This is a genomic window from Pontibacter sp. GD13 (assembly GCF_058216355.1).
Genome location: NZ_JBYZMQ010000011.1, coordinates 12500 through 25977, shown reverse-complemented (window position 1 = coordinate 25977; position 13478 = coordinate 12500). Strand labels below are relative to the sequence as shown.

Sequence of the window (13478 nt, the reverse complement as noted above, 5' to 3'; positions counted from 1 at the left end):
AAAGCATTGGCTAAAGCAAAGATACTTGTAACAGGTGGGGCCGGATACATTGGCTCGCACACAGTTGTAGAGTTGGTGAAAGCAGGTTTCGAACCCGTTATCATCGATAATTTCTCTAACTCGCAGGAGAGTGTGCTGGAGGGAATAAGCACGATACTGGGGCGTGCCGTAACGTGCCACCAAATTGACTGTACAGATGCGGCGGCACTTAGAAATGTGTTTGCGCAGGAGCAGGATATTCAGGGTGTAATTCACTTTGCCGCCTACAAAGCAGTAGGAGAATCGGTGAGCGAGCCGCTGAAGTACTATCAGAACAACGTGGGCTCGCTGGTGACGCTGCTACAGGTAATGGAAGAGTATAGGGTGTTTAACCTTGTCTTCTCTTCTTCCTGCACCGTGTATGGCATACCCGAAAAGCTGCCTGTTACAGAGCAGACGCCCGTTCAGAAGGCCAATTCGCCGTACGGCAACACCAAGAAGGTGTGTGAGGAGATTCTGACAGACCTGGCCATTAGCGGTAGCAGCATGAAAAGCATTGCGCTGCGGTATTTCAACCCGATCGGGGCGCACCCTTCAGCCAGAATAGGCGAATTGCCTTTGGGGGTGCCCAACAACCTGGTGCCTTTCATTACGCAAACAGCTGCTGGCATCCGGGAGCAGATCACTGTTTTCGGCGATGATTACGATACGCCGGACGGTACCTGCATCCGTGATTACGTGCATGTAGTAGACCTGGCAAAAGCACATGTGGTAGCGGTGGAAAGAATGCTGCAAAACAAAGCCGAAAGCATTGAATTCTACAACGTGGGCACCGGAACGGGTAATACTGTTTTAGAGGCGATACATGCCTTTGAGCATGCCACGGGCCAGAAACTGAATTATAAGATCGGGCCGCGCCGCGCCGGTGATGTGCCCAAAATATACGCCGACGTAACCAAGGCTACCGAAGTGCTGGGCTTTAAAACCACCAGCACCCTGCCAGAGACCATGCAAAGCGCCTGGAACTGGCAGTTATCCCTTTCTGACAACACAGCAAAAGCATAAGTATGAAGATATTAATTACGGGCGGAGCGGGCTTTATCGGCTCGCATGTGGTGCGCCTGTTCGTGACCAAGTACCCCGGCTACCAGATCTACAACCTCGACAAGCTGACCTATGCCGGCAACCTGGCCAACCTCACCGACATTGAAGACAGGGAGAACTATACTTTCCTGAAGGGCGACATCGTGGACGCGGCTTTCGTGGAGGAGATCTTCGCTGCCCACGGATTCGATGCGGTGATCCACCTGGCGGCCGAGTCGCACGTGGACCGCTCCATTGCCGACCCGCTGGCCTTTGTGCAAACAAACGTGATCGGGACAGTGAACCTGCTGAACACGGCCAAAAAGCACTGGGCCAGGGAGCTGGAAAAGCATCTCTTCTACCACATCTCCACCGACGAGGTGTACGGCTCGCTTGGCGAGGAGGGGCTCTTTACAGAGGAAACTGCCTATGATCCGCGCTCGCCGTACTCGGCCTCCAAGGCTTCGTCTGACCATTTCGTGCGGGCCTGGTTCCATACCTACGGCCTGCCCATCAAGATATCGAACTGCTCCAACAACTACGGACCCAACCACTTCCCCGAGAAGCTCATCCCGCTGGCCATCCACAACATCAAAAGCGAAAAGCCGGTGCCGGTGTACGGCAAGGGCGAGAACGTGCGCGACTGGCTTTACGTGCTGGACCACGCCCGGGCCATCGATGTGATCTTCCATGAGGGCCAGGTGGGGGAGACCTACAACATCGGTGGCGTGAACGAGTGGAAAAATATTGATTTGATCGAGCTGCTCTGCGACGTGATGGACGAGAAGCTGGGCCGCGAGCAGGGCCAGAGCAGAAAGCTGATCACGTTTGTGAAGGACCGCGCCGGCCACGACCTGCGCTACGCCATCGACTCAAGCAAGCTGATGAACGAGCTGGGCTGGAAACCGTCTGTTACCTTCGAGGAGGGGCTGCGCAAGACCGTGGACTGGTACCTGGCCAACAGCGAGTGGCTGGAGAACGTGACCACGGGCAATTACCAGCGCTACTACGAGCAGCAGTACACGCACCGCTAAGACCGTAATTAGTTTGGTTGCTGGCCGAATTCCGGTTAGTGACAAACGACATGCAATAGAAGTATAGAAATTACCCTGCAGCGCGGCTGTCTTAACCTAACAGGCGGCCTGCCGGTAGCAGTAAACAAGACCCATATGAAAGGAATCATCCTGGCCGGGGGCTCCGGCACGCGGTTGCACCCGCTCACGCTGGCGGTGAGCAAGCAGCTCATGCCGGTTTATGACAAGCCCATGATTTACTACCCGCTGGCCACGCTGATGCTCTCCGGGATACGGGAGATCCTGATCATCTCCACGCCCCATGACCTGCCCATGTTCGAGCGCCTGCTGGGCGACGGCAGCCAGATCGGCTGCGCCTTCAGCTACCAGGTGCAGCAGGAGCCCAACGGGCTGGCGCAGGCCTTTGTGCTCGGCGAGGAGTTCATCGGGGATGACAAGGTGGCCCTGGTGCTGGGCGACAACATCTTCTACGGCTCGGGCATGAGCCGGCTGCTGCAGCAGAACAGCGACCCGGACGGGGGCGTGGTGTACGCCTACCACGTGCAGGACCCGGAGCGCTACGGGGTGGTGGCCTTCGACAAGGACAACAACGCGATCTCCATTGAGGAGAAGCCCCTGCGGCCCAAATCCAACTACGCCGTGCCGGGCCTCTACTACTACGACAACGAGGTAGTGGAGATCGCCAAAGCATTGGAACCGAGCCCGCGGGGGGAGTACGAGATCACGGACATCAACCGGGAGTACCTCAGGCGGGGCAAGCTCAAGGTGGGCATCCTGGACCGCGGCACGGCCTGGCTCGACACGGGCACCATCCAGTCGCTGATGCAGGCGGCCACGTTCGTGCAGGTGATCGAGGAGCGCCAGGGCCTCAAGATCGGCTGCATCGAGGAGGTGGCCTACCGCATGGGCTTTATAGACGCCGGGCAGCTGCGCAGCATCGCCGAGCCCCTGCGCAAGAGCGGCTACGGGGATTATTTGCTCAGTGTACTCAGGGAGAACTAAAGCTTCGCATGGTAATCTGCAGTAAAACATATAAGTATGCAGCGCCTGATTTACAATGATGTAGCTGTAGGTTACCATGCTTTTTAACTCCTTCGAGTTTCTTGTTTTCTTTCCTATGGTGGCAGGTTTATACTTTCTGCTGCCGCATCGCTTTCGGTGGCTGTTGTTGCTAATTGCCAGTTACGCCTTCTATATGTTCTGGCGTGCTGCGTACGCAGGGCTGCTCCTTGTCTCCACGCTCATAGACTACACTTGCGGACTCATGATGGGCCGCTATCAGGATGACGAGAAGTATAAACGAAAACCCTGGCTGTGGGCTAGCCTTCTTGCCAACCTGGGTATACTTTTTACCTTCAAGTACTACAACTTCTTTAGCGATGCTGCCCATAACCTGGCGCTGCTGTTAGATGTTGCGTATGCCACGCCAGCCTTTGAGTTGCTGCTGCCCATGGGCATCTCCTTTTACACCTTCCAGACCATGAGTTACAGCATCGATGTGTACCATGGCCGCATTAAGCCAGAGCGGCACCTGGGCATATTTGCGCTGTTCGTCACGTTTTTTCCGCAGCTGGTGGCCGGGCCCATCGAGCGGGCAGGCAACCTGTTAACGCAACTCAGGCAGCGGCACGAGTTTGATTACCACCACGTTACCAGCGGTCTTAAGCTGATGGCATGGGGCCTGCTTAAGAAAGTGGTCATCGCCGACCGCCTTGCAGTAATGGTGAACCAGGTTTACAACGACCCAACGGCATATGAAGGTATTCCACTCATAATTGCAACAGTTTTCTTTGCCTTCCAGATTTACTGCGACTTCTCGGGTTACTCGGACATGGCTATAGGTGTGGCCAGGGTAATGGGTTTCAGGCTGATGGAGAATTTCCGGAGGCCATACTTCTCCAAGTCGTTAAAGGAGTTCTGGGCCCGTTGGCATATTTCGCTTTCCACCTGGTTCAGAGATTACCTGTACATACCACTAGGGGGCAGCCGTGTGGTAAAGTGGCGCTGGTACTACAACCTTTTTATCACCTTTCTGATCAGTGGCTTGTGGCACGGCGCCAACTGGACGTTCATTATCTGGGGAGCAATGCATGGCCTTTACCTTGTTTTTGCTGAGATGAGGAGGCCAAAACAAGCCGCTTCGGCAGGTGGTAGAGCATTTCCGAAACAGCCACAGCGTTACAGTTGGCTGCAGGTAGTAGTAACCTTTGGCCTCGTTTGTTTCTCCTGGATCTTCTTTAGGGCAAATTCACTGGCAGATGCCTGGTACGTTACCACCCACGCATTTACAGGTCTAGGTTTGTCTTTAAGCTATATTTATTCAGATGCTGATGGAGCAAGAGATACGTGGCTTCTGCTGGGGCAAACAAGAACCTCCTTCCTGATAGCTATTGGTGTTATACTTTTACTTATTGCGGTAGAGTGGATGCAAGAGCATAAGGTTGCCTTAAAAGTTGCCATGCTGCCTGCTACTATAAGAGTTGCAATTTATGGGGCTGTAGTGGTTTTTATCTATTTGTTTGGCAGCTTTAACGAGACAGCGTTTATTTATTTCCAGTTTTAGTTGATGAAAAAGCTTCTGTACCGCATCTCGACTATAGTAGCAGCAGCTGTATCATTTTATATAGTTGTAGTGTTTGCGCTGTTCATGTTTGGCAATGTTAACTGGCTGCCGAATGTAAAGTATACCTTGGGCGGTACCGGACACACTTTGCTCCGCTTACAGGAGGCTAAAAAGCAGCAAAATGTGGATATGCTTTTTATTGGGTCTTCTCAAGTCTACAGAGGGTTTGATACCAGAATCTTTAAACAGAACGGCATCAACTCGTTTAACTTAGGCTCATCATCCCAAACACCTTTCGACTCATACTTTCTGCTAAAGGCAAACCTGGAGCAGCTTAACCCAAAGTATGTGGTCATGGACCTGTTTTGGGAGATACTTTCTGAAGCAGGGGTAGAGGCCGGCGTTGATATCATCTCCAATTCTGAAGTGGACAGCACTGTTCTGGAGATGGTATGGCATCGTAAAAATGCTATGCTGTTCAACACATTGCTTGTTAGCAGTGCCAGAAACTTTGTGCAGCCACTTAGCGGCACCGACCAGCAAAAGTATAAAGAAGATACGTATGTAACCGGTGGCTTTACTGAAACCTGTCGCAGGGAAAACGCCTTTAGCGCAGAGAAATTAAACAGCCTGAGGCCCTACAACTTTAAGGCCGCTGCTTTGCAGCTAGAGTACCTGCATAAGATTGTGGGGCTATGCAGAGAGAAGCAAGTGAAGTTGATTTTTGTTGTAACCCCGGTAACAAAGGAGCTGAAGGGCAAGGTAATTAACTATGAAGAGTACACAAGTACAATAGCCGACATAGCACAAAAAAACCACCTGCCGCTAATCGACTATAACAACAGGCCTGATCTATACCTGTCTTCACAAAATGATCTATACCTGTCTTCACAAAATGATTTTGTAGATGCTAATCACTTAAGCCAGTCTGGTGTGATAAAGTTCAACCAGTTGCTTGTTGTTGACTTGCAGCGCATTCAATCTTTCTACGCTAGTAAATCACAATCCCCAGCACTAAACCCGTAAGTATAAGTATAGGCGGCGGAATTTTGGTGAACATCAGCAGGCAAAACGTAACCACCACAATGCCGAAATTAAGGATAGTGTTCTCTACAGGATGGTAAAGAAGTATGGCTGCGGCTACCACCATGCCAGAACTTACGGCACTAACACCCTCCAGAGAGGCACGCACCACCCGATACTTTTTAAGCTCATCCCAGAAGCGGATCACGAAGAAGATAAGAAAGGTGCCGGGCAGAAAAATGCCGACCGTAGCCACGAAGGAGCCTAGTAACTGCCCGGGGGTGCCGAACCTGCGCATGGCCAGGTTCCCCACAAAGGAGGCGAAGGAGAACGTAGGGCCGGGCAGCGCCTGTACAATGGCGTAGCCTGACAGAAACTCCTCACCGGTTAAGTAATGCTTAAAATCAACGAACTCAGCATAGAGCAGCGGGATAAGCACCTGTCCGCCCCCAAACACCAGGCTTCCGTTCCGGTAAAAGTTCTCAAACAGCCTTACCGGCAAAGAAGAAGTGACGCTACCCAGCACCGCGGCCGTGATGAGTACACCCACGTAAAGGACGAAGTTAGCCCACTGGATCTTTATTTTTTTGTCTTTCTCCAACGGGTGTTGCCTGAACCGAAGCGCCGTAACTGCGCCGCCAGCCAGAAGCAGGGCAGGGAAAACCCAGGGCGAACTGAAGAAATAAGCGAGTATGGCCGAGATCACCATCAGCACCACGCCTGTTTTGGTATTCACCACCTTAGCGCTGATCATATAAGCCGCAAAAGCCACAAAGCCCACCGCCATGGGCTGGATAATACGCAAAAACGCCAGCGATATGCCTTGATCCTGCAGGTAGGAGATAGCCAGCGCGGCAATGGCCATGATGGTGGCCGCAGGGGCGATCCAGACCAGCAGGGTGAGGTAGGCCAGGTTGGGCCCGCCGATCTTAAACCCGATGGCGGTAATAGTTTGCGTGGAGGTGGGGCCGGGAAGTATGGAGCAAAGCGCGTTCAACTCTATCAGTTCCTGCTCGGAGAGGTAGCGCCTTTTGTCAACCAGAAGTTTAAACATCATGGCTATATGTGCTTGCGGGCCCCCAAAAGCGGTGAAGGCCAGTAGCAGTACGTCTTTCAAAAAGATATAATAGCGCAGACTCATGGCATAAAAATAAAAAAAGAGAGACAGCTTTTACGCTACCTCTCTTTTTTATTGTTGGTATTTATACTTACGCCTTCTTTAGGCCAAGCTCCACCAGCCGTTCATTCAGGTATTCTCCTGCTGTCGCATCCGGGTAGGCCTTTGGGTTCTGGGCATCAATGCAGCTCTCCAGGCACGTCAGGTCCATTTCGGAGCGTGGGTGCATGAAAAACGGTATGGAGTAACGTGAGGTGTGCATCAGCTCGCGCGGCGGGTTCACCACACGGTGAATGGTAGACTTGAGCTTGTTGTTGGTGAGGCGGGCCAGCATGTCGCCCACGTTTACCACCACCTGCTCGGGCAGGGCCGTGATCGGAATCCACTGGCCATCGCGGCGGAGCACCTGCAACCCGTCGGCGCTGGCGCCCATCAGCAGCGTGATCAGGTTAATGTCGCCGTGCTCGGCGGCGCGTACGGCGTCTGCCGGCACACTGTCCGGGTCCTCGATCGGGAAATAGTGGATAGGGCGCAGAATGCTGTTGCCATGGTGTACTTTGGCATCGAAGTACTGCTCTTCCAGGCCAAGGTGCAGGGCAATGGCGCGCAGCACCTGCTTGCCGGCTGCTTCCAGCTTGTGGTAAGCCTCCAGGGATACCTCCTCAAAGTCAGGTACTTCCTCAGGGAAAATGTTATCCGGGTATTCCTCCTTAATCGGGTCGTTGTCGGTTACGTTTTGCCCCACGTGGTAGAACTCCTTCAGGTCGCCGGTGTTGCGGCCCTTTGCATGCTCTTTGCCCTTACCCACGTAGCCACGCTGGCCGGCCAGCTCAGGCACTTCGTACTTCTGCTTTACCTCGTCGGGCAGGGCAAAAAAGGCTTTGGTGGCAGCATATAGTTTTTTTGTCAGTTCATCGCTAAGGCCATGGTTGCGCAAGGCAATAAAGCCAATGTTCTGGTAGGCATCGCCTAGTCGTTTTACAAATTGAGCTCTTCTTTCCGCATCACCTGATGTAAAATCAGCCAAGTCCAGGGAAGGAACCTCATCAAACAAAATTTCGCTCATATAGTTCTTTCTGTATACTTTTTAGAAATCCGCACGTAGGTTTAGTCAACCACACAGGAAGCGCAATATACAAAGAAAAATAAAAGCAGTAAATTAGCTGCATTGCTTACTAAACTTTTTAAAACATGAAAAAAACATACGTAGTATTGGCCGCGGCCTTAATGTTCGGTTTCACTGCCTGCGACTCTGCCAAGCAGACCCAGGAAGCAGGAACAGAAACACCAAGTGAGTCAGCAAATGCTGAGGGGCCTATGCCTGTAGGGGAGGTTATGAGCAAAGACGGAATTCGGGTGTTTGCCTTTAATGACTCCCCTGACTTTCCGGATGCACAGTTGACCTTGAAAACACCGGAGGCAGGAGCCAAAGTGGCGGCTGGGCCGGTGCAGTTTGACTACGACCTGGCGAATTACGAGCTAACCAGCATGACCTCTTCTGAGCATGCCAAGCAGATGGCCAACTCGCAGCAGGGGCAACATATCCATAACATTGTGGACAACGAGCCTTATACAGCGCATTACACCACTGAGTTTACGAAAGACCTGGCGGAGGGCGACCATGTAATCCTTTCTTTTCTATCCAGGTCGTACCATGAAAGCCTGAAGCATAAAAGTGCCTACGATCTGCGTACTGTTACAGCAGGCAACCCTTCGGAGAGGATGGAGTTTGATGTAAACGCGCCGCATATGTTCTACAGCCGCCCGAAAGGGGAGTACACCGGCGATGACACCAAACAGGTGATGCTGGATTTCTACCTGGTGAACACGGACCTGGCTTCTACCGGCAATAAAGTGCGCGCCACCATTAACGGCACAGAGTTTATGCTGGACAGATGGCTGCCCTATATCATGGAAGGTTTGCCCATGGGCGAGAACACCATCAAACTGGAACTGGTGGACAGCGAGGGCAACCTGATCTCGGGACCTTACAACAGCGTGACCCGCACCTTCACTTTGAAGTAATACCGGTCGCGTACGCTCCAACACAAAAGCGCCTGCATCTGGCTTTCAGATGCAGGCGCTTTTGTGTTGGAGCCGGGAGGTTTTTACCTAGGCCTTTGGTGAGTTAGGACCACCGCCCTGCTGGCCGGGGTTCGCTATGGAGTTGCGCATGTCGGTGTCCGATTGGATATTCTGCATGCGGTAATAGTCCATGATGCCGAGGTTGCCGCTTCGGAAGGCGGCCGCCAGCGCCTGTGGAATTTCCACCTCGGCCTGTATCACGTTGGCGCGCGCTTCCTGGGCTTTGGCTTTCATCTCCTGCTCTACGGCAACGGCCATGGCGCGGCGTTCCTCGGCTTTCGCCTCAGCCACTCTTAAGTCGGCTCCTGCCTGGTCTATCTGTAGTTTTGCACCAATGTTTTCTCCCACGTCAATGTCAGCGATGTCGATGGAGAGGATCTCATAGGCAGTACCGGCATCCAGCCCTTTCTGTAAAACCAGTTTCGAGATCATATCAGGGTTTTCGAGCACGCTTTTATGCGAGACAGAAGAACCAATGGAGGTTACGATACCCTCGCCCACGCGCGCAAGTATGGTTTCCTCGCCGGCGCCACCTACCAGCTGGTTAATGTTGGCGCGCACGGTCACGCGGGCCTTGGCAATCAGCTGAATGCCATCCTGGGCCACGGCGGCCACGTTTGGCGTGTTGATCACCTTTGGGTTAACCGATGTGGTAACGGCCTCAAACACATTACGCCCTGCCAAGTCTATGGCGGTGGCCTGCTTAAAGGATAGTGGAATGTTTGCCTTGTCAGCGGAGATCAAAGCCTTGATAACCATCGGCACATTGCCACCTGCCAGGTAATGCGTTTCTAGTTCTCTTGTTGTCAGGTCTATGCCGGCCTTGGAAGAGTTGATCATGGAGTTAACGATCAGGCTTGGCGGCACTTTCCGGATACGCATGAACACCAGTTCCAGCAAACCTACTCTAACATCGGAAAAACGGGCAGTGATCCAGAGGCTGAGGGGCACAAAGTATAAGAAAACGATAAGCAGGACAAGTATGCCTGCTATGAGAAAGAGGGCTGAGAAGTTTTCCATCTGTTTAGGTTAGCTGATCTCTTCAACAAAGATCTTGTTTTGGTTTAGTTTAATAATGCGAATTGCCGTGTTAGGTAAAATATACTCTCCTCTGGTTTGCACCTCATGATGCCGGTCTGCAAACAAGGCTGTTCCGATTGGCCTTAGGGCAGACACTGTTCTGCCTACCTCGTCTACCTGCAGCGTGTGTTGGAAATCCTCGTTTACCCTGCCTCGGTTCTTTTCCTTGAGGGCAAAGCGCGACCAGGTGTCTGAGCGGAAACTGTACACAAACGCGACAGCCGCTATAAGTACGGTGGCGGCAAGTATGACATGGCCGGTGGTGGTGCCCAGGGCTGCGTAGCCAATCCAGATACCGATGCCAGTCAGCACAAAGCCCAGCACCCCGACAATGGTGGTGCCCGGCACAAAGATCAGCTCTACAATAATCAGTAGCAGTCCGATCCCGATCAATAAAATAACTGTTATCCAGTCGAGGGGCATAATTTCTGTGCTTATATAAGTAAATATAGTAAAATCTAATTGATTGCTACTGATTATTGTCAATAGCTACTATTTAGTACGAATAAATTTAGTTGGTAAACGTGCTGTAGCAGAGGCCGGAAATGCAAAGCGCCACTCCCCGGTCAGGAGAGTGGCGCTTTTTGCCGAAAAGATAATCAGTACAAGACAATTACCAGTTAGTACGCTTTCGCAAAGTATACGCGCTGCTTGCTTGGCTTTCCGGTAAGCATGTCAGCACCATCCTCTTCAGGGGTGTTAAGTGCGATGCAACGTATAGTTGCTTTGGTTTCTTCTTTGATGCGTTCCTCTGTTTCAGGGGTTCCGTCCCAGTGAGCTAACACAAAGCCACCTTTTGTCTCCAGCACCTGCTTAAACTCCTCGTAAGAATCTACTTTAGTCGTATGCTCTTCGCGGTAGGCAAAGGCTTTGTTATAGATGTTTTGCTGTATCTCGTCCAGCAGCGCAGGGATGTAGTCGGCAAGCTCGGCAAACTGGTGTGTCGCTTTTTCTTTTGTATCACGGCGCGCAAGCTCGGCTGTCCCGTTCTCCAGGTCGCGGGCGCCCATGGCAATGCGCACCGGCACGCCCTTCAGCTCCCACTCAGCAAATTTGTAACCTGGGCGCTCGGTGTCGCGGTTGTCATACTTCACGCTAACGCCCTTTGCTTCCAGTTCGCGCTTCAGTTGGTTTACCTTTTCGCTGATCTGCGCCAGTTGCTCCTCGCCTTTATAAATCGGCACGATCACTACCTGGATCGGGGCCAGGTTAGGAGGGAGTACCAGGCCTTCGTCATCAGAGTGTGCCATCACCAGCGCGCCCATCAAACGGGTGCTCACACCCCAGGAAGTTCCCCAAACGTGCTCCAGGCCCCCTTCTTTGGTCGCAAACTTCACATCGAAAGCCTTGGCGAAGTTCTGCCCCAGGAAGTGCGAGGTGCCGGCCTGCAGGGCTTTGCCATCCTGCATCAAACCTTCGATGCAATAGGTATCCAGAGCGCCGGCGAAGCGCTCGCTCGGGCTTTTTACACCTCTGATCACCGGCAGGGCAATGTACTGCTCTGCGAAGTCAGCGTAAACGTTCATCATTTTTACGGTTTCTTCTATCGCTTCCTCTGAGGTTGCGTGAGCCGTATGGCCTTCCTGCCACAGGAACTCGGCAGTACGCAGGAACAGGCGCGTACGCATTTCCCAGCGCACCACGTTTGCCCATTGGTTAATGAGCAATGGCAGGTCGCGGTAACTCTGTATCCAGTTTTTATAGGTGCTCCAGATAATCGCTTCGGAAGTGGGGCGCACGATCAGTTCCTCCTCCAGCCTGGCGTTCGGGTCTACACGCAGCTTTCCGGGCTTGTCCGGGTCGGCCTGCAGGCGGTAGTGGGTTACCACGGCGCACTCCTTGGCAAAACCCTCGGCGTTCTGCTCCTCGGCCTCAAACAGGCTTTTGGGCACGAACAGCGGGAAATAGGCGTTTTCGTGGCCTGTGGCCTTAAACATGTCGTCGAGTATGCGTTGCATCTTCTCCCAGATGGCGAAGCCATAAGGCTTGATCACCATGCACCCGCGCACGGCAGAATTCTCGGCTAAGCCTGCTTTCTTAACCAGCTCGTTATACCATAAGGAGTAATCTTCGCTTCTTTTTGGTAGCCCCTTGCTCATACTTTTACAAATATTATTTTATATTGCTATTAATTAATGCTTTTGGAATAGTATTTGCTGTTTCAACCTGTGCAGCCACATATCATTCTGGCTCAAAATTACGTTTAATATATTAGACTATTGATAAGGTTTAGCACCATTGTGTGGTTATCTTTGATATAGAAGGAGTTGTTAAAAGAAGGCCATGAAAAACATTACGCTATATACCTTAATCCCCGCTATCGCACTGGTGGCGTTTGGCTGCAGCAGCCAAACGGCAATGCAATCCTCAGAGTACGATGATATGTATTACAGCGCATCGGACCAGACGCAATATGTTACCCCGGAGGCTAATGCCCCGCAGCAAGCCTATGCTAATGAGGCGGATGCGCAAAGCCAGGCTCTGGAGGAGGGGGAGGTGTTAAACCCTGAATATTCTGGGAGCAATGCTGTGACCGATAATTATTATGGAGACGAGTACTACGACGGCCGCAGCTACAACCCGCGCGACAACTGGTACCGCCCGAATTACTCTTACATAGATCCTTATTGGGGAAGCGCTTACACGCCGCGCGCCTACAGCCGTGTGGGCAGCAGGGCGTTCTATGACCCGTTCTACGATCCCTTTTATTACGACCCTTTCTACTACGATCCTTTCTACCGCCGTTCGCCCTGGGGCAACAGCATCACTATTGCCATAAGTTATAATTATGGCTATGGCGGCTGGTACAGACCTTATGCCTACTATAGCAACTGGTATCCTAATAACCGGTATTACCATGGCTACCATCACAACGCCTATGCAAACAACGTGTGGTATTACGATCGCCCTGTTATCATCGGGAATCCGGTGAAAAGACAGTACGGCCCTCGGGATGCGCGCGGTACGGTGGTAACCAATGGCAGTAACAGAGATAATGGCAGGCCCATACGCGGCGAAGCTTTTGAAGGAGATGGCGTGCGTACAGAAAGCACGCGGCCAGCCACGGACAATGCCCGGCCTGCACGCCCTTCCAGGGGAGAGCGCACGGCCACACAGCCTGAAGCAGGCTCAGAAACCAAGCAGGCCCTGCCTTCCCGCCCGGGCAGAACCGAGTATTATGTGCCACGCGAAAGCCGACAGGGTACACAACAGCCTGTCCGCACCGGAGAGCAACAGCAGCGCCCGGTAATATTGCCACAGGAACGCAGAGAAACCCGCACGCGTGAGTATACCCCCAGAACAAGGGAGAATAGAGTAAGAACCCGCGAGAACAGCGAAACCCAGCCAAGACCGGTGCAGACCAGACCTGCCAGAGAGCAGCGTCGCGAAAGCACCCAGCCGCCCGCCAGGGAGCAGCGCCGGGAGAGCAACAATAACAGCAGCAGTTCATCGTCATCGAGCGGTAGCCAATCGAGTGAGAGCCGTGGCGGACGCCCATCAAGAGGACAATAAA

The 13478-nt window shown here is 52.6% G+C and carries 12 protein-coding genes; 7 read left to right on the top strand and 5 right to left on the bottom strand.

Going from position 1 to position 13478, the window contains the following annotated elements:
* Positions 1-6 precede the first annotated feature (6 nt).
* The 5 genes from galE (at position 7) to AC4BAN_RS14255 (ending at position 5685) form a co-directional block, all read left to right on the top strand.
* The gene (gene galE / locus AC4BAN_RS14275; RefSeq protein WP_490565088.1) at positions 7-1044 is read left to right on the top strand and encodes a UDP-glucose 4-epimerase GalE; all 1038 of its coding nucleotides are present in this window, start codon (positions 7-9) and stop codon (positions 1042-1044) included.
* A 2-nt stretch (positions 1045-1046) separates the two neighbouring features.
* Positions 1047-2096 carry a dTDP-glucose 4,6-dehydratase gene (gene rfbB, locus AC4BAN_RS14270; RefSeq protein ID WP_490565087.1) on the top strand — a complete coding sequence of 350 codons (1050 nt, stop codon included), beginning with the start codon at positions 1047-1049 and terminating at the stop codon, positions 2094-2096.
* 135 nt (positions 2097-2231) lie between these two features.
* On the top strand, positions 2232-3098 hold the full coding sequence (rfbA, locus tag AC4BAN_RS14265; RefSeq protein WP_490565086.1) for a glucose-1-phosphate thymidylyltransferase RfbA: 867 nt from the start codon (positions 2232-2234) through the stop codon (positions 3096-3098).
* Between the two features lie 76 nt (positions 3099-3174).
* Entirely contained in the window at positions 3175-4659 is a 1485-nt protein-coding gene (locus AC4BAN_RS14260; protein ID WP_490565085.1) for an MBOAT family O-acyltransferase, read from the top strand.
* A gap of 3 nt (positions 4660-4662) precedes the next feature.
* Positions 4663-5685, top strand: a complete 1023-nt coding sequence (locus AC4BAN_RS14255; protein ID WP_490565084.1) for a hypothetical protein — start codon at positions 4663-4665, stop codon at positions 5683-5685.
* Here the strand turns inward: AC4BAN_RS14255 and chrA are convergent.
* Positions 5651-6823, bottom strand: coding sequence for a chromate efflux transporter (gene chrA / locus AC4BAN_RS14250; RefSeq protein WP_490565083.1), 1173 nt, complete (start codon positions 6821-6823; stop codon positions 5651-5653). The genes AC4BAN_RS14255 and chrA overlap by 35 nt on opposite strands.
* A gap of 67 nt (positions 6824-6890) precedes the next feature.
* On the bottom strand, positions 6891-7865 hold the full coding sequence (locus tag AC4BAN_RS14245) for an isopenicillin N synthase family dioxygenase (protein WP_490565082.1): 975 nt from the start codon (positions 7863-7865) through the stop codon (positions 6891-6893).
* Positions 7866-7990: 125 nt separating this feature from the next.
* Here AC4BAN_RS14245 and AC4BAN_RS14240 point away from each other — a divergent pair, with 125 nt between their 5' ends.
* Positions 7991-8824, top strand: a complete 834-nt coding sequence (locus AC4BAN_RS14240) for a hypothetical protein (protein WP_490565081.1) — start codon at positions 7991-7993, stop codon at positions 8822-8824.
* Between the two features lie 87 nt (positions 8825-8911).
* On the opposite strand, the gene floA is transcribed toward AC4BAN_RS14240, so the two are convergent.
* The 3 genes from floA to proS form a co-directional block, all read right to left on the bottom strand.
* Positions 8912-9904 (bottom strand): flotillin-like protein FloA, encoded by a 993-nt coding sequence (gene floA, locus AC4BAN_RS14235; protein WP_490565080.1) that lies wholly within the window; start codon positions 9902-9904, stop codon positions 8912-8914.
* Between the two features lie 9 nt (positions 9905-9913).
* Positions 9914-10450, bottom strand: coding sequence for an NfeD family protein (locus AC4BAN_RS14230; protein ID WP_490565079.1), 537 nt, complete (start codon positions 10448-10450; stop codon positions 9914-9916).
* 134 nt (positions 10451-10584) lie between these two features.
* A complete protein-coding gene (gene proS, locus AC4BAN_RS14225) occupies positions 10585-12063 on the bottom strand; it encodes a proline--tRNA ligase (protein WP_490565078.1) in 1479 nt (492 codons plus the stop codon).
* 184 nt (positions 12064-12247) lie between these two features.
* On the opposite strand from proS, the gene AC4BAN_RS14220 reads away from it, so the two are divergent.
* Complete coding sequence (locus AC4BAN_RS14220) at positions 12248-13477, top strand: hypothetical protein (protein WP_490565077.1); 1230 nt, start codon at positions 12248-12250, stop codon at positions 13475-13477.
* Position 13478: the final 1 nt, after the last annotated feature.

Excerpts from the sequence above, each read along its gene's own strand:
- rfbB (WP_490565087.1), top strand. The coding sequence starts at position 1,047 with ATGAAGATATTAATTACGGGCGGAGCGGGCTTTATCGGCTCGCATGTG.
- rfbA (WP_490565086.1), top strand. The coding sequence starts at position 2,232 with ATGAAAGGAATCATCCTGGCCGGGGGCTCCGGCACGCGGTTGCACCCG.
- AC4BAN_RS14260 (WP_490565085.1), top strand. The coding sequence starts at position 3,175 with ATGCTTTTTAACTCCTTCGAGTTTCTTGTTTTCTTTCCTATGGTGGCA.
- AC4BAN_RS14255 (WP_490565084.1), top strand. The coding sequence starts at position 4,663 with ATGAAAAAGCTTCTGTACCGCATCTCGACTATAGTAGCAGCAGCTGTA.
- chrA (WP_490565083.1), bottom strand. The coding sequence starts at position 6,823 with ATGAGTCTGCGCTATTATATCTTTTTGAAAGACGTACTGCTACTGGCC.
- AC4BAN_RS14245 (WP_490565082.1), bottom strand. The coding sequence starts at position 7,865 with ATGAGCGAAATTTTGTTTGATGAGGTTCCTTCCCTGGACTTGGCTGAT.
- AC4BAN_RS14240 (WP_490565081.1), top strand. The coding sequence starts at position 7,991 with ATGAAAAAAACATACGTAGTATTGGCCGCGGCCTTAATGTTCGGTTTC.
- floA (WP_490565080.1), bottom strand. The coding sequence starts at position 9,904 with ATGGAAAACTTCTCAGCCCTCTTTCTCATAGCAGGCATACTTGTCCTG.
- proS (WP_490565078.1), bottom strand. The coding sequence starts at position 12,063 with ATGAGCAAGGGGCTACCAAAAAGAAGCGAAGATTACTCCTTATGGTAT.
- AC4BAN_RS14220 (WP_490565077.1), top strand. The coding sequence starts at position 12,248 with ATGAAAAACATTACGCTATATACCTTAATCCCCGCTATCGCACTGGTG.